We start from the raw sequence: 19,263 nt of genomic DNA, 5'->3' as shown, positions 1-19,263 counted from the left end.
TCGTGCGCAAGGAGCCACCGTGCGCGTTCTTCTCGTCAACATGCCCTGGTCACCCATCGATCTGCCCTCACTGGCGCTCGGCATCCTCAAACGAAGCGTCGACGAACACGTCCCGGATGCGACGTGTGAGGTTCTGCACGCCAACCTGGAGTTCACCGACTGGATCACCAGCCGCACGGAATTCACCGCCGAGGACTACGACTACTACGCGCTGTCCTCCTACTTCCTCGGCTGCGGTGACTGGGTTTTCTCCTCCGCCCTCTACGACGACCCGGAATGGAAGGACTCGGAGTTCGTCGCCGTGATGACGGACAAACTGCGCCGGTCACGGATGCGCATGACCCGGGAACTGCACCGCGCCGTCCCCGAGTTCGTCGCGGATGTGGCCCGTCGGGTCGTGGAGCTCCGGCCCGACGTCGTCGGCTTCACGTCCACCTTCCAGCAGAACGCCGCGGCACTGGCCGCCGCACGGCAGATCAAACGCCTCGCCCCCCACGTCGTGACCGTCATGGGCGGCGCCAACTGCGATGGCGAACAGGGGGCCGCCGTCCACCGCAACTTCCCCTTCGTCGACTACGTGGTCCGCGGCGAGGGCGAAGCCGCCTTCCCCCGGCTGCTGACCGCGCTGCAGGGCGGCGACCGGGCCGCCGCGGCATCGATCCCCGGGCTGTGCCACCGCACACCGGACACCGCGCACATGGCCAACCCGATGCCGACCGGGCCGTTGCCGCCCGCCGCCATCCTGCCCCCCGACTACAGCGGCTACTTCGAGCGTCTCGCCGCCTGTGTCGCACACGAATGGGTGGAGCCGAAACTGGTCGTCGAAGGCGCGCGCGGCTGCTGGTGGGGGGAGAAGCACCACTGCACCTTCTGCGGTCTGAACGGCTCGTTCATGGAGTTCCGCAGCAAGAGCCCCGACACCTTCTACCAGGAAATCATGGACCTGGCGGAGCGCCATCGGGTGCTGGACATGTACGTGGTGGACAACATCCTGGACATGCGCTATCTCTCCACGGTCCTGCCCCGCATCATCGACAGCGGATACGACCTGCGCATGCACATCGAGATCAAGGCCAACATGCGGCGCCCGCAACTACAGGTCCTGGCGGACGCGGGGCTCATCTACGTCCAGCCCGGCATCGAAAGCCTCAACAGCCAGGTCCTCGACCTCATGGACAAGGGAGTCAGCGGCTGCCAGAACGTGCGCATGCTCCGCGACGCGGCGGAGACCGGGCTCGCGGTGTCATGGAACTACCTGCATGGCTTCCCCGGTGAGACGGCGGACGACTACGACCCCGTCATCCGCCAACTCCCCGCGCTGGAACACCTCGACCCGCCGGTCGACCTGTCCGCCCGGATCGCCATCGAACGCTTCAGCCCGTACTTCAACCGGCCCGAACTGGGCTTCACCGGGCTGCGGCCCGAGCAGCACTACCTGTTCACGTACGACCTGCCCGAGGCGGAACTGCACGACCTGGCCTACGTCTTCCAGGCCCCGCAGCGCGGTATCACGGAGCCGACGGTGGGCCGCCTCAACGACGGCCTCGCCGCCTGGCAGAAGCACCATGCCGACGCCCGCCTCACCCACACCGACCTCGGTGACCGCATCGTGCTGGTCAGCAGGCGGCGCTCGTTCGACTGGCGGACCATGGAGCTCACCGATCCGTTCGAGACCGCGGTGTTCCGGCTCCTGGACCAACCGCACACCGCTGCCGCGCTGCACCGCAAGACGGCGGCGGCCTCCGCTTCCGCAGGGGGCACGGAGCGGACACCGGAGGACCTCAAGGCTCTTCTGGAGAAGTGGGTCACCCTCGGCGTGGTGTTCACCGACGCGGGCCAGTACGTCCACATCGCCCCCGCCTCCGTGAACCAGGACCTGCTGCGCCTGGACTACATGCGCCACGTCCACGCGCGCCCCGAGGCCGGTCTGCCCGCCGCCTCCCCAGCCGGCGCTCCGGCCGAGCCGACGCCGGCCCTGTCCTGATTTCCTGACCGTGACGAAGGACCACAGATGACAGCCACCGCACCGGAGCTGACGATACGTGCCTGGCGCGACCACGACCCGCAAGCCCGCCGTCTGCCGGGCATGTTCCTGGGGCCCGTCCCGGTGACTTTGGACGCCGAGAACGTCGACCGCCTCTTTGCCGGGGGCGTCCGTCATGCCGAGCTGGACACAGCCGTCGACCTCTCCACCGCCGATCCCACGGCCCACCGCCCGGCGATCGACCGACTGCGCCTGGTCCGCGACCTGACCGCACACGCCGTCTCCGTCGACTGGGACCTTTGTCTGTCACCGGAGCATTCCGCACACCAGTGGAAGGTGCTGTCCCATCTGCACCCGCCACGCACGATCACCGGTCTCGCGGACGCCCAGGAGGCCCTGCACGCCTGGCGAACCCGCCACTACCTGTGCAAGCTCGTCTGGCGCCAAGGTCCGGGATTCGTGCAGATCCGCGACCGTCGCTGGGGAGACCTGCGCCGCTTCACCGCCGACGAACCCCGCTACCAGGACGCCATCAGCCTTCTCGACCCCGGAGTTCACCACGCCGACGTACCCGCCGACGTACTGGAGGAGTTCACGGCCGAACACCTCGTCCTGCGAGTCGGTGATCTGGCCTGGTGGCTGCCCTACCGGGTCTCCCGCTGGCTCCAGGAAGGCATGGCCGTGTGACCATCGGCTCCCGCGGCCGACAAGGCTGCCGGGAGCCGGGACGTCGGTGTCCATGGGCGACCGACCGTTCGAGAGACACAAAGCCCCAGTTCAGGATCGGTTTTCTGGCGGTAGACACCGCTCACCGAGCCGTGTCCCCGTACAGTCAGGTGGGCTGGGCAAGGAAACGCCGCCCGGCCAGCACAGCGAGATACGCGAACCTGTCCGTGAACGGTGTTACCACGATCCTGGCGCCTTCCTTACCGGTAACGCATAGCCGAGCGACGCAGCGGTCACGAGGGTGACGTGGTGGTGCCAGCCAGGCCAGGACCGGCCCTCGCAGTGATCCAGGCCCAGGCCGTGCTTGAGCTCGCGGTAGTCGTGCTCGATGCGCCGGCGGACCTTGGCCAGACGGACCAGGTCGGTGATCGGGGTGTCGGCGGGCAGGTCGGAGAGCCAGTAATCGGTCGGCGCCTCGGCCTCGGCGGGCCATTCGACAAGCAGCCAGCAGTCAGGCAAGGCACCGTCCCACGAGCCCTGTTCGGCCGATGCTGCGGCCCTGACGGGGCGTTCGAATGCTTTGCCGGCCGGGCGTACGCGCACGGCGGCGAAGCGGGAGCATAACTCTCCTCGCGAGCCGTGCCGCCAGGTGAGCGGGGTGAACACCTCCTGTCGGAGGCCGGCGGCCAGGGCTGCCACCGACAGTGCGTTCTGCCGGCAGCGGGGCCGGCACGAGGCGTAGGTGCCGGCGCGTGTCCAGGAGCTGACCCGCCACCGTGCGGACAGCCCCCGGCCGGCAGTAGCCCCGTCGCGGTCCTCCGTGGGGTCTCCGGCGGCCGGTCGGGGCGTTCGGCCGTCACGGAGCCCCGGCAAGGCGCCACTTGAGAGCCAAGAACGTCGGCACGGCCTCAGCAAGACCTCACGTACACACACGTGGCGGTCAGGCTGAGAGCTACGTGCCAAGGCCTGAACCGCCGGAAAGGCAACTCAGGTCGCGAACCTCTCTCGGTGTCAGGGTGCTGGTAATCGTCGTCTGCGCCCTGTTCTCCGTCATCGTCGCCATGGTGGCGGGCTTCGTCAGCCACTCGCCTGACACTCCTGCGGGGCAGGCCGTTTTGTACGGCGGGGGCGCCTTCGCAAGCTGCCTCCTGCTGTGCCTGGCAGTGCTGAAAGCCCTCAAGGTGTTGTGAACGTGCGGAAGTCCCGGAGGTGCAGCCGGCACCCCCGGACTTCGCCGTCAGCGGTCGGTCTCGCCCGGCTCGATCTCCCTGGGCTGCTCGTCGGGGAGGAGGCGATTGACCATCGCCTGATTGGCCTGCATGTTAAGGGCCTTCAGGGCGGCAGCTGCATTGAGCCGGTCCTTGACCTCCGGGTCACTGACGCGGTCGATGAAGGTCGTCGCGGTTTCAAGCTGGTGGTCCGCATCGATCTTGTCCTCGATGCGTTCGGCCGCCTTCGTCAGGTTGGTCATGGCTCGCTTCGAATGCAGGGCCAGCGCTCCTCCGCCGGTGGTGATCAACGCACCTGTCAGGCCGGTCACGAGCGGCACATAGCCGTGATTGGGGCTCCCCGCGTGCATCAACGCCAGGACGGCCCCCACAAGGATCACCACCGCGCCGCCGGTCATGAAGTACACGCTCAGCCGGAACGTCCACTCGGCCTGCTTCAGAGCATGCTTCAGGAACTCGAAGTGGAACTTCTGCCGCTGCGCGGCAAGGCTGCCGGGACGGATGCTCGCGAGGTCACCACTGATTTGAACACCTGCGGAGTGCTGGATGAAGACGTTGTTGACCTCACCCGCGGTCTGTACCAATCGATGGTCTGACAAGGGTCCTTCGAAACGTTGTCGACGTTCCTGAAGAACTCTCTTAGCAAACCCACGGGCCGCAGGCGAGAGTTGTACCACCAGATCATCTACCGACGGATCAGGCCAAAAAGACATTTGATCCTGGGGTACGCCGTCATTCTTCTCGGGGGCGTCGTCCCCGTCGCCTGTCGTCGTCGCCATTCCTCGGCCCCCCGATCGCACCACCTGGCGCTCCATCAACTCCGTTCAGAGTAACGCCGGGTGACGACAAGAGGGGCGCCTCGGACGTCAACGAGGGTTGAGGGCGCGCCTAGCCGAACTGATGACGTTGTGGGCGTCGGAGCCGTAGACGGCGGACTCGCGCAGGGTGCGCCAGGTCCGGAGGTAGGTGTCGACGCTGGCTACGTCATCGATCCAGAGTTCGGCGTGCCAGTTCTCCACGATCACCTGGCGGTCGTCGTAGATCCAGAAGGCGGTGGCCGGAGGGATCTTGAGGGACGCGGACAAGGGGACGATGCCCATCTCGACCGTGTCCAGGCCGATGGCCCCCGAGAGGCGGTCCAGCTGGGCGTTCAGCACCGAGGGCGGGCAGATCAGGGCGTGGAGGGCGGCCTCCCACAGGATGAGGTGGAACCGCTTCGAGGAGTCGTACAGGGCTTCCTGCCGTTTCATGCGGGAGCGGACGGCCTCCTCGGTGTCGCGCGGCGACCGCTGAAGCTCCGCGTACCGGGTGAAGATCGATCGGGCATAGTCCGGCGTCTGCAGGATGCCGAAGATCATGGAGGACTCCCAGCCCCGGAACACCGAGGCGTCGGCGTGCGCACCGAGGTGGGTGTCCTGGACCGGCTTGTGCCCGGAAGCCAGCTGCCGCCGCCAGGAGCGGATGTGCGACTCGAACCCCCGGAGCCTGGCCAGCAGCTCGTCGTATGCCTCGGGCCGGCCGCACGCTTCGGCCCACTTCCGAAGGTCGTCGGTCGTGGGGGTCTGCCTGCCGTTCTCCAGCTTGCTGACCTTGGACTTGTTCCAGCCGTACACCTCGGCGAGCTGCTGACCGGTGAGACGGCCGCCCGGGCACGAGAACCTGAGTTCGCGCAGCCGCACGCCGAGCGCCTCGCGCGCCTGCTGGTAGTCCGTGCTCACCGGTCAGCAACCTGCCTTACTCCTTCGCGGTCAGCTGCGCCGCGAACTGGTCGTACGGGACGGCGAGGTGCATGGCGGCGTCCCTCGCCTGGGCGTACCGCAGTACCGCTGCGGGCTCGGTGATCAGCTCGACACTGATCAGGTTGTCGGCGTCGTCGAAGTTGAGGAGGGCGACCAGCCGGGAGTCGAAGATCCAGAAGTCCTCGACAGGCAGGCCGAGCCGGTCGGCGTCCGCGCGCCACAGGTTGAAGATCCGCTCACCGACGGCACTATTGCGGCGGGCGTTGTCCAGGAGGTACAGCTGACCCTGAGTCGGCGGGCTGTCGACCACACGGGCGCGCTCGAACCGCTTACCCAACGCAGTCTGCTCGCGGCGTTCGGCGCACCATTCGGCGTCGACTCCGTCCCAGTTCACGGGCTCGCCACGGGAGAACTGGGCGTAAGTGTCAGTAAATTCGTCGGAGGCGTACCGGCGCCGTGTCTCCAACCGCCAGGCCGTGTGCTTGAACTGGGTGAAGAGCTGGTCGAACTCGTCCAGGCCGATGATGTCCGGCACCCGGTTGACCTCCTTCGGGCCGAAGTCGACGAGCAGTTCACGCGGCACCACGATGGGCACCTCACCCTCGTGCAGGTGCCGCAGCTGGCCGATGTCCGCAGGGTCGGTAAGCGCCGGGCCGTGCACGATGACCTCACCCGAGTCGAGATCTTCATGCACAGCGGGGCACCCGTTGACGCCGCTTCCCGTGCCGTTGAAGCGCAGTCGACGCGCCATGATCAGTTCCTTTCGTCAGAGGACTGATCTTCCAAGCTTCTCTGAGCCCGAGCACTTCCAACCCGGGTTCCGTCGGCCTTTATCAGCAACCTTCCGCAACCTGGGGAAGTCGTCAAGCAACTTCGCGCAACTCCCATAGCTATCAGCGGTGGCCGGTTCCTAGCGTCCGGTGCATGGCACCGAAGAAGACACAGGACATCACCGAGACGCAGGCGGCGGTGGAGGCACTCAGAGCGGCCCTGGACGGCGCGGGGGTCGTCTTCCCGTCGTTGAGGGTGGACCCGGCGTCGCCCGGACTTCAGCTGGTCGAGCTGGGGCGAGTGCGCGCGGACGTCGCCGTCCGCCTCGCGAGGGCCCTGGAGAAGGAGCCTGGCGAGTGACCGCCGCTGAGGTCGAACCATCAGCCGGCACCCTGGTCATCGACACCGTCCGAGACCGGCTCGGGTACGTCATGGGCCGGGAAGGGCCGTACGTCCAGCTGCGCCCCGTGGCCGGTGGGCGAGAGTGGGACGCCGACCCTGCCCACGTCCGGCGCGCCACCGACGAGGAACGCTTGCGGGCCATGGCCGAGCGGACCCGCGCCATGAACTCGTTCAGCAGCGGCGGCATGTTCCCGTGACCGCCCAGACCGAAGACACCTCGACCATGTCCGCGGAGTGCGCGCTGGCCCACCAGCCGGGTTACTCGTGGCTGCACCATGACTGCCACCAGACCCGGGACATCCCGCTCCCACACGGCCGGGGAATCCTTCTGATACCCCGCTGCACCTGCTCACACCACCGCTACACCTCCCCCAGGTGACGCCCCCTCGCCCACACCCGACCAGCGCCTGAGCCCCACCCCAATTCGACCGGGGTGGGGCTCAGTTGCGTCTTGGCGAAGATCGCACCCGTGGGTCAGCAGCTGACTTGTCCGGGGCCGCCGCCCGCGCCTGAGCTGTTGCGCGGCACGTTGATGGGGAAGTAGGTGACATTGCAGCTGGTGGGGATGGTGACGTCTTGTTCCAGGTAGCTGCCGCCGTGACTGGTGTAGTAGAACATGCGGACTGCGTCGGAGGCTCCTCCGTAGGCGCTGCGCCACCACCAGCCGGGGTCGTAGGTGTTGGTGCCTCCTGCGCCGAGGTGGACGGTCTGGTTGGTCCAGGTGCCGTTCTGGTTGTATCCGTAGACGACCAGGGTTCCGTTGGCGTACTCGCTGTTCAGCGGAACGTACCAGGCGATCTGCTGCCCGTTGGTTCCGGCGGCAGCTGGCGTTGTGCCGACCACAGCGAGTCCGGTGACCGTCGCCGCGCAGGCCGCAAGTGCAGCGACGCGTTTGTGGGTGCGTGAAAACACTTCAGGATCCGCTTCCGGGACGCGAAGTCCCCTCAGGGCCCTCCCGGCCCGAAACAGGCACACCGAGGAGGGCGCGTCTTGTGGTGCGAAGACTATTAGGAAACTTTCCTAATTTGAAGTGCGGTAGGGACTCGGATCAAGATGAGCTCTCGAGTCGTCGCCAGCAGATGACGGCGCCACCGAAGGCGATGAAGGCCTTGGTGGATGTCGTCGCGGCGTTCCCAGCGGATGCGCAGGCGGCGGAACCAGTGCAGCAGCGCGATCGCGCCCTCGACGACCCAGCGAAGAAGAGGCCGCTCTACGAAGCCCTCGAGATCACGATCAGTTACGAACACGCAGGTAAGGCCCCGACCGTTAGGTCGAGGCCGTCGTCCGCGTATTGCTATAGCGAGTGTCCGAGGGGGGACTTGAACCCCCACGCCCGATAAAGGGCACTAGCACCTCAAGCTAGCGCGTCTGCCATTCCGCCACCCGGACCAGGTGTCTGCCGCCTGACCGGGGGTGTTCCCCGCGGCGACAGGGACAACAATACCAAGCTTTCGGAGTGCCTTTCACCTGCGTTTCCGTCGGCATACCCGCAGGTGGACGCCGCCTCACCGTGCGCACCCGGCCCGTTACGGCGCGGACGGCGGCGCACGGACGGCGCGGCGGAATCCGTCCGGCAGCGGGTCCCGGAGCGGGGTCCGGGACCCGGCCGCCCTGCGGAAGGCGGCGTTCACAGGAAGGCGGCGTTCGCCGGACGGCGGGCGCGGGTCAGTCGCGCACCTGCCCGGCCGCCTCCCGGTACGCCTCGGCGGCGCGGGTGAAGTAGTCGAAGAGGACGTCGAGCTGGTCCGGTGAATAGCCGGCCAGGATCTCGCCGATCCGCTGCCGTGCCGGGGCGACGACCCGGTCCAGGGCGGCGGGCTCGCCGACCGGTTCGACGATGACCTTGCGCCGGTCGCCGGGGTCGGGCACCCGGCGCACGTACCCCGCCTGCTCCAGGCGGTCGATCAGCCGCGTGGTGGGGCCGGTGGTCAGCCCCGTGCGAGCGGCCAGCTCGCCGGGGGTCATGGCCCCGGCCAGCTGAAGGATGTTCAGCGCGTACAGATCGGTGGCGCCGAGTCCGCAGGCCCGCGCGCTCGCGTGGCCGTGGAACATCACGGCGCTCAGGTAGCGCCGGTAGACCTCGCTGCCACCGGCGGGCGTCACCGGCGTTGACATGGGATCCCCCTCTCCCTAATCTCTTCCTCAAAGAAGAGAAATCTTCAATGAAGTAACTTCTCCGAAGAAGTTACCACGAAGGGGGATCCCCATGTCCGTCGGCGACACCGTCCGGGAGACCGACACCGCCGAGATCCACGCCCTCCTGGAGCGCGGCGCGGCCGCCTGGAACCGCGGCGACGGCACCGCCTACGGCGAGCAGTTCACCGCGGATGCCACCGATGTCACCTACGCCGGCACCCTCTACCGTGGCGGCGCCGAGATCGGCCGCGCCCACCAGGCCCTGTTCGACGGTTTCCTGAAGGGCACCACGCTGACCATCGAGGTCGTCGACCTGCGCTTCCACGGGCCGGACACCGCCGTCGTCGTCACCCGCGGTGAGGTGCGCAAGGGCCGGCCGAAGCGCCTGGGCAAGCTGGCCACCTACACGGTGACCCGCGAGGCGGACGGCCGTTGGCGCATCGCCGCCGTCCAGAAGACCCAGCGCAAACGCCTGCTGGAGGCGCTCTCGTTCCGCTTCCAGCCCGCCACTCGGCCTGCCGCGCACACCCGCTGACGCCGTCCCGTAGATTTCCGCCCGGAGAACCTGCCCGAGGCTCTCCGGCGAGGGGGGCACAGATGACGGTGGAGTCGATACCGGTGCGGTCGGCGCCGAGATCGCTGGCGTGGCAGGGCGACGACCTGGTCTCCTGGGTCGGAGGCGGTCGGCGCTGGGGGCGCGACGGGGTGGAGCGCAGAGCGCCCTTCACCTGGAGCCTGCCGTTCGACGCCGGTACCGTCTCGGCCTCGGGGCGCTACTCCGCCGTCTGGCAGGAACGCGGCACCAAGGCCGTACTGCTCGAAGGCGAACGGGTCGTACGGGAGCTGAACCGCAGCTACTACCACGCGCCGAGCTTCGACTACCCGCTCGGCCTCGGCACCCTGGGCGACGGTCGCGAGGTCGTCGTGCACTGCCCCGACGACTACAACGTGCTCCAGATCGAGGACGCGGCGAGCGGCGAGCGGCTCACCGCCGGCGACCGCGAGCCGCAGGACGTCTTCCACTCCCGGCTGAGCCTCAGCCCGGACGGCCGGTACCTGCTCTCGGTCGGCTGGTTCTGGCAGCCCTTCGGCACGGCTCTGGTCTACGACACGGCGCTCGCGCTCACCGATCCCGGCACCCTGGACGGCAAGGGTCTGCTGCCGGCGACGGCGGTCATGCGCGGGGAGGTGACGGCGGGCTGCTGGCTCGACGCCGACCGGCTGGTGCTGGCGGCGGGGCGGGAGGAGTGGGACGAGGAGGAGTCGGCCGGGCTTGCGCCGTGCCACCTGGGGGTGTGGTCGGTCTCCGCGGGACGATGGCTCCACCGCAGCCCCGCCGGCGATGCCGAACCGGGCGTCCTGCTCCTGCCCCGCGGCGATCAGGTGATCGCGTTCCCCGGCCACCCGCGGCTGCTCGACACGGCCACCGGGCGCATCGTCGCGGAGTGGCCCGAGGTCGGCGTACCCGCGAAGTCCGCCTGCTTCGGCCGCGAGGACCCCACCCCCGTCGCTGCCCTGCACCCCGACGGCACCCGGCTGGCCGTCGCGCAGACGGACCGCATCGCCATCGTCACGTTGCCCTGAACCCGCGCCGGTTCAGGACCGCGCCCGCTCGACCGGGCCCGGTCGCACCGCGGAACGCACCGCCCCTCACGGGCAGCGCACGACCTGGCCGGCGTACGACAGGTTGCCGCCGAACCCGAACAGCAGGACCGGGTCGCCGCCGGACACCCGGCCCCGCTCGACCAGCTTGGACAGGGCGAGCGGGATGCTCGCGGCCGAGGTGTTCCCCGACTCCGTGACGTCACGGGCGACGACCGCGTTGACCGCGCCGATCTTCGCCGCGAGCGGCTCGATGATCCGCAGGTTCGCCTGGTGCAGGACGACCGCCGCGAGGTCGGCGGGGGCGATCCCGGCCTTCTCGCAGGCGCGCCGGGCGATGGGCGGCAACTGGGTGGTGGCCCAGCGGTAGACGCTCTGCCCCTCCTGTGCGAACCGGGGCGGGGTGCCCTCGATCCGTACCGCGTGGCTCATCTCGGGGACCGAGCCCCAGAGCACCGGTCCGATGCCGGGCTCCTCGCCGGGTGCGGACGCCTCGACCACGGCGGCGCCCGCGCCGTCGCCGACCAGGACACACGTCGTCCGGTCGGTCCAGTCCGTCACCTCGGACATCTTGTCGGCGCCGATGACGAGGGCGCGGGTGGCCGCGCCGGCCCGGACGGTGTGGTCGGCGACGGCGAGCGCGTGGGTGAAACCGGCGCACACGACGTTGACGTCCATCGCCGCGGGCTGCGGGATGCCGAGCCGGGCCGCGACGCGCGCGGCCATGTTCGGCGAGCGGTCGATCGCGGTGGAGGTGGCGACCACGACCAGGTCGATGTCCGCGGGGGTGAGACCGGCCGCGGCGAGGGCCTTGGCGGCGGCGTGCGCGGCCAGTTCGTCGACGGGTTCGTCGGGTCCTGCGATGTGCCGGGTGCTGATGCCCACCCGGCTGCGGATCCACTCGTCACTGGTGTCGACCATGGCGGCCAGGTCCTCGTTGGTGAGGACCCTCGCGGGCTGGTAGTGGCCGACGGCGGCGATGCGCGAGCCGTTCATGGGTGGTGGAGCCCCCCTCGTTGCCTCGGTCTGGGTCCACCAGTCTGTTCAGTGACTCACGGGTACGACGGCACGTGAGGCCACAGGAAACGGGCGCCCGGGTTGTCGGCTTCTTGCAGACCCCTCGGACGCCCGGCCGTTCCCGGCGGTCACCCGTTGAACAGCCGTGTCGCCTTCTGTACCAGTTCGTACACCCCGTAGGCGAACGGCGCGCCCACCCAGATCCAGGCGACGGCGATCAGCCAGCGGCGGTCCGGCTCAGGCCGGCTGCTCTCGTTCGACATCGACGGCCTCCCTGGGGGCGGGGATGTGGTGGCGGGCGTTCACTGGCCGGACGAACTCGTTGGCGACGAAACCGACGAGGAGCAGGCCGATCATGATGCCGAAGGACAGGGTGTAGAGGTCGGAGCCGTGCTTGCCGGCGTCCTTCTGGTGGTCGGCGATCCAGTTGACGATCAGCGGGCCGAGCACACCGGCGAGGGACCAGGCGGTGAGCAGCCGGCCGTGGATGGCGCCGACCTGGTAGGTGCCGAAGAGGTCCTTCAGGTAGGCGGGGACGGTCGCGAAGCCGCCGCCGTAGAAGGAGAGGATCACCAGGGCGCAGAGGACGAACAGCGGTTTCGACGAGTCTCCGAAGAGCGCGATGAGCAGGTACATCAGGGCGCCCACCCCGAGGTAGACGCGGTAGATGTTCTTGCGGCCGATCAGGTCGGAGGTGGACGACCAGCCGATCCGGCCGGCCATGTTGGCGGCGGACAGCAGGGCGACGAACCCGGCCGCCGCGGACGCCGACACCGGGGTGGAGCTGTCGGCGAAGAAGTCCGTGATCATCGGGGCGGCCTTCTCCAGGATGCCGATGCCGGCGGTCACGTTCATGCAGAGGACGACCCACAGGCACCAGAACTGCGGGGTCCGGATCGCGCTGCTCGCGGAGACCTGCACCCCCTCGAAGGCGCTCGGCGCGTCCTGGACCGGCTTCTCGGTGCGCGGGACGCGGATCAGGAGCACACCGAGGGTCATGAAGACGGCGTACGACAGCCCGTGCACCAGGAAGGCGAGGGCGATGCCATCGTTGTCACCGCCGAAGGAGGAGAGCATCTGCGCGGACCAGGGCGAGGCGATCAGCGCGCCGCCGCCGAAGCCCATGATGGCGATGCCGGTGGCCATGCCGGGCCGGTCCGGGAACCACTTGATCAGCGTGGAGACGGGCGAGATGTAGCCGATGCCGAGGCCGATGCCGCCGACGAAGCCGTAGCCGAGGACGATCAGCCAGAACTGTTCGGTCTCGGCGCCGAGCGCGGAGATCAGGAAGCCGGCGGAGAAGCAGATCAGCGCCACCGTCATGGCCCAGCGCGGTCCGTTGCGCTCCACGAGGGTGCCGCCGAACGCGGCCGACAGGCCGAGCATCACGATCGCGAGCTGGAAGGGCAGCGCGCTCTCGGTGCCGCTCAGGTTCAGCGCGGACTCGAGCGGCGGCTTGAACACGCTCCAGGCGTAGGCCTGGCCGATGGAGAGGTGGACGGAGAGGGCGGCGGGCGGGACGAGCCAGCGGCTCCAGCCCGGCGGTGCTACAGGGGGGCTGCTCATGAATCCGGAACGGTAGGGCCGTCCACGGTGGTTGAGAACCCGACGGCCTGATCGTGTGCGGTGAGCGGTATCCACCCTGCGCCGAACGGTCGCCGGCCGGACCGCGGCCGGCGGGCGCCGCACCCGCGGGCTCGCCGTGCAGGACCTCGCCGTGCAGGACAATGGGACGGTCAAGGGGCACCCTCTGCCTCAAGGGCCGTTTCGGCCGCCAGCACGTACAGAACCGGGGCTGATCAGGACATGGGACGAGTCACGGAACGACGCAAGGTCATCCGCATCCGCGACGGAGCGGTCTCCGCCCGGCCGGACACGCTCGTCGCCGAGGAACCGCTGGAGATCAGGCTGGGCGGCAAGCCCCTCGCCGTCACCATGCGCACCCCCGGCGACGACTTCGCGCTGGCGGCCGGGTTCCTGGTGAGCGAGGGAGTGCTGGCGGCCGCGGGTGACCTGCAGAACATCGTCTACTGCGCGGGCGCCACGGCGGACGGCTCGAACACCTACAACGTGGTCGACGTGCGGACCACGCCGGGCGTCACGCTCCCCGACTTCACCCTGGAGCGGAACGTCTACACCTCCTCGTCCTGCGGGCTGTGCGGCAAGGCGAGCCTCGACGCGGTGCGTACGACGGCTCGCTGGCCGATAGCCGACACTCCCCCGGTCCGCGTCTCCCCCGAGTTGCTGGCGAGCCTCCCCGACCGGCTGCGGGCGGCACAGCGTGTGTTCGACCGGACCGGGGGGCTGCACGCGGCGGCCCTGTTCACGGAGGGCGGCGAGCTGCTGGACATCCGTGAGGACGTGGGGCGGCACAACGCGGTGGACAAGCTGGTAGGCCGGGCCCTGCAGAACGGCGACCTGCCGCTGTCGCGCGCCCTCCTCCTCGTCTCCGGGCGGGCCTCCTTCGAGCTGGCGCAGAAGGCCGTGATGGCGGGCATCCCGGTGCTCGCGGCGGTCTCCGCGCCGTCCTCGCTGGCGGTGGACCTGGCGGTGGAGACCGGGCTGACCCTGGTCGGCTTCCTGCGGGGCAGCACCATGAACGTGTACGCGGGCGAGGACCGCATCGCCCTGCGGGCCGCGGCCACCCCCCGGAGCTGACCCGGCTGACCGGTCCGCCGCGGCCAGGCGCCGGGCCCCGACCGGCGGGGAGCGCCCCCTGCGCCACAGGGGCCCCGCCTCGGTCCGGCACCGTCCCGGCCGGGTTTCCCGACGGCCGCCGCGGCGTCCGTGAACGCGATGGCGGGACGCCGGCCCGAGCGGTCAGGCGCGGACGAGGCGTACGTCGGCTGCGGTCACGACGGTGCCGAGGCGCGGGAAGTCCAGGCGGACGGACGCCTCGTGCTCGGGTCCGGTGAGGGCGGCCATGGCGTCCTCGACGAAGACCAGGTCGTAGCCGAGGTCGGCGGCGGCGCGGGCGGTGGACTCGACGCCGAGGTTGGTGGCGATGCCGCCGAAGACCAGCCGGGTGACGCCGAGCCCACGCAGGCGGGCGTCGAGCTCCGTGCCGTGGAAGCCGCCGATGGTCCGCTTGACGATCTCCACGTCCCCTTCCTTCCTGAGCCCGGCGACGAGTCCGCTGCCCGGCGGCTGCTCGGCCAGGGAGGGCCGTTCGACGCGGATCAGCACCACGGGCGCGCCGGCCGCGCGGAAGGCGCGAGCCAGTTCCTCGGCGGTGTGCAGGACGTCGGTGCCTTTGCGGGGTTCCAGGGGCAGCGCGACGATGCGGTCCATCAGATCGACGAGGACGAGAGCGGTGCGCGCCGGGTCGAGCGCCAGGGGTGTGGTCATGACGGAACGTTAGCCTTCATGAGCCGTCCGTACCGGAAATCCGGATCAACAGGCGCGTGAACCGGTCGCGTTCGGCAGCCGGCCGCGGGGGTGGCTCAGCGGCGGAGCGGCCCGGTGCTCACCGCGGGCCGTGACTGGCCCGCCGGGGCGGCGGGGGGCACGGCCTCCTCCGGGGCCTCGGGGTCGCGGGCGCGGCGCTTGGCGACGACCGCGCACACCATGAGCTGCATCTGGTGGAAGAGCATCAGCGGCAACACGGCGAGCGAGGCGTGGGCGCCGAACAGGACGCTGGCCATGGGCAGCCCGGAGGCGAGGGACTTCTTCGACCCGGCGAACTGGATGGCGATGCGGTCCGCGCGGCCGAAGCCGAGCGCCCTGGCGCCGTACCAGGTCAGCAGGAGCATCACGGCGAGCAGGGCGGCCTCCACGGCGAGCAGCCCGGCCAGTCGGACCGCGCTGACCTGGTGCCAGATGCCCCGGACCATGCCCTCGCTGAACGCGGTGTAGACGACGAGCAGGATGGAGCCGCGGTCGACCAGACCGAGAACCTTCTTGTGCCGGGCGACGAACGTCCCGATCCAGGGGCGCAGCAGCTGCCCGGCGACGAACGGCACCAGCAGCTGGAGCACGATCTTCACGATCGAGTCGGCGGAGAACCCGCCGCCGCTGTTGCCGAGCAGCGCGGCGGCGAGCAGCGGGGTGAGGACGATGCCGACGAGCGAGGAGAAGGAGCCGGCGCAGATCGCGGCGGGCACGTTGCCGCGGGCGATGGAGGTGAAGGCGATCGACGACTGGATGGTGGAGGGCACCAGGGTCAGGAAGAGGAAGCCCTGGTAGAGCGGATGGGTGAGCAGGACCGGCACCAGGCCGCGGGCGGCCAGCCCGAGCACCGGGAAGATCACGAAGGTGCAGACCAGGACCGTGAGATGGAGCCGCCAGTGGCGCAGTCCGTCGACGGCCTCGCGGGTGGACAGGCGGGCGCCGTAGAGGAAGAAGAGGAAGGCGATCGCGGCCGTGGAGGCTCCGGAGGCCACGTCGGCGGCCGTGCCCCGGGCCGGGAGCAGCGCGGCGAGACCCACCGTCCCCAGCAACAGCAGGACGTACGGGTCGATCGGCATCCAGCGGGGCCGGCTCAGGCGTTTCACGGTGCTCCACTCGAGGGTCGGTCAGCTGTCGGGCCGGCGGACACCGCCGGGTTCTCGCCGGGGCCGCGAGGCCCCCCCTGTTCATCGTCCACCCCCGCACAGTGATCGGGAATCCGGTATACCACTCTGACTGCCATTGCGTTTCGCGATAACATGTCCGAGTGTACGACCCTTCGCATCTGCGCACCTTCCTGGCGGTGGCCCAGACGCTCAGCTTCACCCAGGCCGCCCGGCGGCTCGGGCTGCGCCAGTCCACGGTGAGCCAGCACGTGCGCCGGCTGGAGGACGCGGCAGGCCGCCGACTGTTCTCCCGGGACACGCACTCCGTGGAGCTGACCGAGGACGGCGAGGCGATGCTCGGGTTCGCGCGCCGGATCCTGGAGGTGCACGAGCAGGCGGCGGCCTTCTTCACCGGCACCCGAGTGGGCGGCCGGCTGCGCTTCGGCGCGTCGGAGGACTTCGTCCTCACCCGGCTGCCGGAGATCCTGGAGGGCTTCCGCCACGACCACCCCGAGGTCGACCTCGAACTGACGGTGGAGCTCTCGGGGACCCTGCACGAGCAGCTGGCCGCCGGGAAACTGGACCTGGTGCTGGCCAAGCGGCGGGCCGAGGACCCGTTCGGCGAGCTGGTCTGGCACGACGACCTGGTGTGGATCGGCGCGGAGCGGCTCCGCCTGGACCCGGCCCGTCCGGTCCCGCTGATCGTCTACCCGCCACCCGGCATCACCCGTGCCCTGGCCCTGGAGGCGCTGGAGCAGCAGGGCCGCGACTGGCGCATCGTCTGCACGAGCGGCAGCCTCAACGGCCTGATCGCCGCGGCGCGAGCGGGCCTCGGCGTGATGGCCCACTCGCGGGGCCTGATCCCCCCGGGCCTGTTCCGCGTCCCCGACCGCGCGGGCCTGCCGGAACTCGGCAAGGTCGACTTCGTGCTGGCGCACGGCCCGAGACGGACACCGGCCCAGTCGGCGGCGGACGCCCTGGCGGCGGCGATCCTGAAGGGGGGCGAGCGCCTGCGCCCCACGGCGGGGCGGGGCTGAGTCGACGACCGGCCGCCGCCCTACGGGGGCACCCTGTGACGAAATCGGCCACGCCGGCGCAGTCCTCAGAGGGGGCGGTGGCGCTCCGGGCCCGACCGGCGGGTAACCGGCCGGGGGCCGTAATCGGGTCGTACAGATTCCGTGGAGATTGCGGAGCCGGAACTTACGGAACCGTAGGGATTCTGTCCGCCCCTTCCCCATGTGGGCGTATTTTCCGCACGAGAACGCGGCCATACGAGAACAATGCTCGTTTTCGCACCCCCTCCCGAACGGTCTTCCGGTGGGGTAGCTTTCACGGCGCCGTGCGGAGTGTCACTACTGCCGTCACTGTGGAGCGAGGAGCGGGGAGCGGGGTTTGCGCGAGTTCACCAACCCGCCGTTGGCGTCGGCACCGCCGGTCGGCGGCCTGGCCGACTGTGTGTTCGAGCATGCCCGGACGGACCCGCTGCACGTCGCGCTGGGCCGCAAGGACGAACTCGGCCAGTGGCGTGAGGTGACCTCGGCCGAGTTCCGCGACGAGGTCCTCGCCCTCGCCAAGGGCCTCCTCTCCCAGGGCATCCGGTTCGGCGACCGGGTCGCCATCATGTCCCGCACCCGCTACGAGTGGACGCTGTTCGACTTCGCGCTGTGGACGATCGGCGCCCAGGTGGTGCCGGTCTATCCGACCTCGTCGGCGGAGCAGTGCTTCTGGATGCTGTACGACGCCGAGTGCACGGCGGCGATCGTGGAGCACGAGGACCACGCGATGACGATCGCCACCGTCATCGACCGGCTGCCCCAGTTGCGCCGGCTGTGGCAGCTGGACGAGGGCGCGGTGCAGGAGCTGTACGACGCGGGCGCGCACCTCGACGACGAGGTGGTGCACCGGCACCGGGAGGCGGTCACCCCCGACTCGGTCGCCACGATCATCTACACCTCGGGCACCACGGGCCGTCCCAAGGGCTGTGTGATCTCGCACGGGAACTTCATGTACGAGGCGGACACGGTCGTCGGGCGCTGGCAGCCGGTGTTCCACTCGAAGAAGAACGAGGAGGTCTCGACGCTGCTGTTCCTGCCGCTGTCGCACGTCCTCGGCCGGCTGGTGGAGGTGGCCGCGGTCCGGCACGGCGTCCGCTTCGGCCACCAGCCGCAGCTGAGCGCGGCCGCGCTGCTGCCCGATCTGGCCGCGTTCAGGCCGACCTTCGTGGTGGCCGTGCCGTACATCTTCGAGAAGGTGTTCAACGCGGCGCGGCGGAAGGCGGAGAAGGAGGGCAGGGGCGGCCCCTTCGAGAAGGCGGTCGAACTCGCGGTGAAGTACGCGGACGCGGTGGAGGCGAAGGCGTGGGGCACCGGGCCCGGTCCGTCGGCGGCGCTGCGCATGCAGCACCAGCTCTTCGACAAGCTCGTCTACTCCAAGGTGCGCGCCGCGCTGGGCGGCCGGATCCGCAACGCCGTGTCCGGTGGCTCGGCCATGGACCGCAGGCTCGGCCTGTTCTTCGCCGGGGCGGGCGTGCAGATCTACGAGGGCTACGGCCTCACCGAGTCGACGGCGGCCGCGACCATCAACCCGCCCGAGCGCACCCGGTACGGCACGGTCGGCCAGGCGATCCCCGGTGCCACCGTGCACATCGCGGACGACGGTGAGATCTGGCTGCGCGGCAGCAACGTCTTCCAGGGCTACCTGAACAACCAGAAGGCCACCGACGCCACGCTGCACGACGGCTGGCTGGCCACCGGTGACCTGGGCTCCCTCGACGAGGACGGCTATCTCACCATCACCGGCCGCAAGAAGGAGATCCTGGTGACCTCCGGCGGCAAGAGCGTCTCCCCCGGTGTCCTGGAGGAGCGGGTCCGGGACCATCCGCTGGTCAACCAGTGCATCGTCGTGGGCAACGACCGCCCGTACATCGCCGCCCTGGTCACCCTCGACGCCGAGGCGGTCGAGCACTGGCTGGCGATGCGCGGCAAGCCCCAGATGTCCGCGGCCCAGCTGGTACGGGACGCCGACCTGGAGACCGAGGTGCGGCGCGCGGTGGTGGCCGCCAACACCCTGGTCTCGCAGGCCGAGTCGATCCGTACGTTCCGTATCCTCGCCCAGCCGTTCACCGAGGAACACGGCTTGCTGACCCCGTCGTTGAAGCTGAAGCGCAAGGCGATCGAGAACGCCTACGCCAACGAGGTCGAGGCCCTGTACCGGGCCTGACACCC

The 19,263-nt window shown here is 69.8% G+C and carries 20 protein-coding genes, 1 tRNA gene and 2 pseudogenes; 10 read left to right on the top strand and 13 right to left on the bottom strand.

Going from position 1 to position 19,263, the window contains the following annotated elements; all coding sequences use genetic code 11:
• The first annotated feature begins 19 nt into the window (after positions 1-19).
• Both AB0M11_RS14530 and AB0M11_RS14525 read left to right on the top strand, forming a co-directional pair.
• The gene (locus AB0M11_RS14530; RefSeq protein ID WP_365705071.1) at positions 20-1,984 is read left to right on the top strand and encodes a RiPP maturation radical SAM C-methyltransferase; all 1,965 of its coding nucleotides are present in this window, start codon (positions 20-22) and stop codon (positions 1,982-1,984) included.
• 27 nt (positions 1,985-2,011) lie between these two features.
• Positions 2,012-2,671: a DUF5825 family protein gene (locus AB0M11_RS14525; protein WP_365705069.1), complete on the top strand. Its 660-nt coding sequence runs from the start codon at positions 2,012-2,014 to the stop codon at positions 2,669-2,671.
• A 216-nt stretch (positions 2,672-2,887) separates the two neighbouring features.
• Here AB0M11_RS14525 and AB0M11_RS14520 read toward each other — a convergent pair.
• Positions 2,888-3,352: pseudogene (locus AB0M11_RS14520) on the bottom strand (IS701 family transposase); the annotation flags it as partial.
• 314 nt (positions 3,353-3,666) lie between these two features.
• Between AB0M11_RS14520 and AB0M11_RS14515 the strand changes: the two are divergent.
• A complete protein-coding gene (locus AB0M11_RS14515; protein WP_365705067.1) occupies positions 3,667-3,840 on the top strand; it encodes a hypothetical protein in 174 nt (57 codons plus the stop codon).
• Between the two features lie 47 nt (positions 3,841-3,887).
• Here AB0M11_RS14515 and AB0M11_RS14510 read toward each other — a convergent pair whose 3' ends face one another.
• From AB0M11_RS14510 to AB0M11_RS14500, 3 genes are all read right to left on the bottom strand, one after another.
• Complete coding sequence (locus tag AB0M11_RS14510; RefSeq protein WP_365705065.1) at positions 3,888-4,658, bottom strand: hypothetical protein; 771 nt, start codon at positions 4,656-4,658, stop codon at positions 3,888-3,890.
• Positions 4,659-4,745: 87 nt separating this feature from the next.
• On the bottom strand, positions 4,746-5,597 hold the full coding sequence (locus AB0M11_RS14505) for a helix-turn-helix transcriptional regulator (RefSeq protein ID WP_365705063.1): 852 nt from the start codon (positions 5,595-5,597) through the stop codon (positions 4,746-4,748).
• A 16-nt stretch (positions 5,598-5,613) separates the two neighbouring features.
• A complete protein-coding gene (locus AB0M11_RS14500) occupies positions 5,614-6,369 on the bottom strand; it encodes a DUF6879 family protein (protein ID WP_365705061.1) in 756 nt (251 codons plus the stop codon).
• A 173-nt stretch (positions 6,370-6,542) separates the two neighbouring features.
• Between AB0M11_RS14500 and AB0M11_RS14495 the strand changes: the two genes are divergently transcribed.
• Together AB0M11_RS14495 and AB0M11_RS14490 are read left to right on the top strand one after the other, a co-directional pair.
• Positions 6,543-6,749 carry a hypothetical protein gene (locus tag AB0M11_RS14495; RefSeq protein ID WP_365705058.1) on the top strand — a complete coding sequence of 69 codons (207 nt, stop codon included), beginning with the start codon at positions 6,543-6,545 and terminating at the stop codon, positions 6,747-6,749.
• Positions 6,746-6,988: a hypothetical protein gene (locus tag AB0M11_RS14490; protein ID WP_365705095.1), complete on the top strand. Its 243-nt coding sequence runs from the start codon at positions 6,746-6,748 to the stop codon at positions 6,986-6,988. The genes AB0M11_RS14495 and AB0M11_RS14490 overlap by 4 nt, the downstream gene beginning before the upstream one ends.
• Positions 6,989-7,265: 277 nt before the next feature.
• Here the strand turns inward: AB0M11_RS14490 and AB0M11_RS14485 are convergent, their stop codons facing one another.
• The 4 genes and pseudogenes from AB0M11_RS14485 to AB0M11_RS14470 form a co-directional block, all read right to left on the bottom strand.
• The gene (locus AB0M11_RS14485) at positions 7,266-7,634 is read right to left on the bottom strand and encodes a hypothetical protein (protein WP_365705056.1); all 369 of its coding nucleotides are present in this window, start codon (positions 7,632-7,634) and stop codon (positions 7,266-7,268) included.
• Between the two features lie 205 nt (positions 7,635-7,839).
• Positions 7,840-7,987: pseudogene (locus AB0M11_RS14480) on the bottom strand (IS5/IS1182 family transposase); the annotation flags it as partial.
• 108 nt (positions 7,988-8,095) lie between these two features.
• A tRNA-Leu gene (locus tag AB0M11_RS14475) sits at positions 8,096-8,180 on the bottom strand.
• A 276-nt stretch (positions 8,181-8,456) separates the two neighbouring features.
• The gene (locus AB0M11_RS14470; protein ID WP_365705054.1) at positions 8,457-8,906 is read right to left on the bottom strand and encodes a MarR family transcriptional regulator; all 450 of its coding nucleotides are present in this window, start codon (positions 8,904-8,906) and stop codon (positions 8,457-8,459) included.
• Between the two features lie 91 nt (positions 8,907-8,997).
• Here AB0M11_RS14470 and AB0M11_RS14465 point away from each other — a divergent pair, with 91 nt between their 5' ends.
• Both AB0M11_RS14465 and AB0M11_RS14460 read left to right on the top strand, forming a co-directional pair.
• A complete protein-coding gene (locus tag AB0M11_RS14465; protein WP_365705052.1) occupies positions 8,998-9,462 on the top strand; it encodes an SgcJ/EcaC family oxidoreductase in 465 nt (154 codons plus the stop codon).
• Positions 9,463-9,524: 62 nt separating this feature from the next.
• Positions 9,525-10,511, top strand: a complete 987-nt coding sequence (locus AB0M11_RS14460; RefSeq protein ID WP_365705049.1) for a hypothetical protein — start codon at positions 9,525-9,527, stop codon at positions 10,509-10,511.
• Between the two features lie 66 nt (positions 10,512-10,577).
• On the opposite strand, the gene AB0M11_RS14455 is transcribed toward AB0M11_RS14460, so the two are convergent.
• From AB0M11_RS14455 to AB0M11_RS14445, 3 genes are all read right to left on the bottom strand, one after another.
• The gene (locus AB0M11_RS14455) at positions 10,578-11,525 is read right to left on the bottom strand and encodes a beta-ketoacyl-ACP synthase III (RefSeq protein ID WP_365705047.1); all 948 of its coding nucleotides are present in this window, start codon (positions 11,523-11,525) and stop codon (positions 10,578-10,580) included.
• A gap of 149 nt (positions 11,526-11,674) precedes the next feature.
• On the bottom strand, positions 11,675-11,809 hold the full coding sequence (locus AB0M11_RS14450; protein ID WP_365705045.1) for a hypothetical protein: 135 nt from the start codon (positions 11,807-11,809) through the stop codon (positions 11,675-11,677).
• Positions 11,784-13,112: an OFA family MFS transporter gene (locus AB0M11_RS14445; protein WP_365705043.1), complete on the bottom strand. Its 1,329-nt coding sequence runs from the start codon at positions 13,110-13,112 to the stop codon at positions 11,784-11,786. The genes AB0M11_RS14450 and AB0M11_RS14445 overlap by 26 nt, the downstream gene beginning before the upstream one ends.
• 240 nt (positions 13,113-13,352) lie before the next feature.
• Between AB0M11_RS14445 and fdhD the strand changes: the two genes are divergently transcribed.
• Positions 13,353-14,204, top strand: a complete 852-nt coding sequence (fdhD, locus tag AB0M11_RS14440) for a formate dehydrogenase accessory sulfurtransferase FdhD (protein WP_365705041.1) — start codon at positions 13,353-13,355, stop codon at positions 14,202-14,204.
• Positions 14,205-14,366: 162 nt separating this feature from the next.
• Here the strand turns inward: fdhD and AB0M11_RS14435 are convergent, their stop codons facing one another.
• Together AB0M11_RS14435 and AB0M11_RS14430 are read right to left on the bottom strand one after the other, a co-directional pair.
• A complete protein-coding gene (locus AB0M11_RS14435) occupies positions 14,367-14,894 on the bottom strand; it encodes an isochorismatase family protein (protein ID WP_365705038.1) in 528 nt (175 codons plus the stop codon).
• A 95-nt stretch (positions 14,895-14,989) separates the two neighbouring features.
• Positions 14,990-16,039: a bile acid:sodium symporter family protein gene (locus AB0M11_RS14430; protein WP_365705036.1), complete on the bottom strand. Its 1,050-nt coding sequence runs from the start codon at positions 16,037-16,039 to the stop codon at positions 14,990-14,992.
• A gap of 161 nt (positions 16,040-16,200) precedes the next feature.
• On the opposite strand from AB0M11_RS14430, the gene AB0M11_RS14425 reads away from it, so the two are divergent.
• Together AB0M11_RS14425 and AB0M11_RS14420 are read left to right on the top strand one after the other, a co-directional pair.
• Complete coding sequence (locus tag AB0M11_RS14425) at positions 16,201-17,076, top strand: LysR substrate-binding domain-containing protein (protein WP_365705034.1); 876 nt, start codon at positions 16,201-16,203, stop codon at positions 17,074-17,076.
• Between the two features lie 355 nt (positions 17,077-17,431).
• Positions 17,432-19,258 (top strand): AMP-binding protein, encoded by a 1,827-nt coding sequence (locus tag AB0M11_RS14420; RefSeq protein WP_365705032.1) that lies wholly within the window; start codon positions 17,432-17,434, stop codon positions 19,256-19,258.
• The last annotated feature ends 5 nt before the right edge of the window (positions 19,259-19,263 follow it).

Source organism: Streptomyces sp. NPDC051987, assembly GCF_040680735.1.
Lineage (GTDB): Bacteria > Actinomycetota > Actinomycetes > Streptomycetales > Streptomycetaceae > Streptomyces.
Note: the sequence above shows the minus strand (reverse complement) of the source record. Positions and strands in the feature narration are given on the sequence as shown.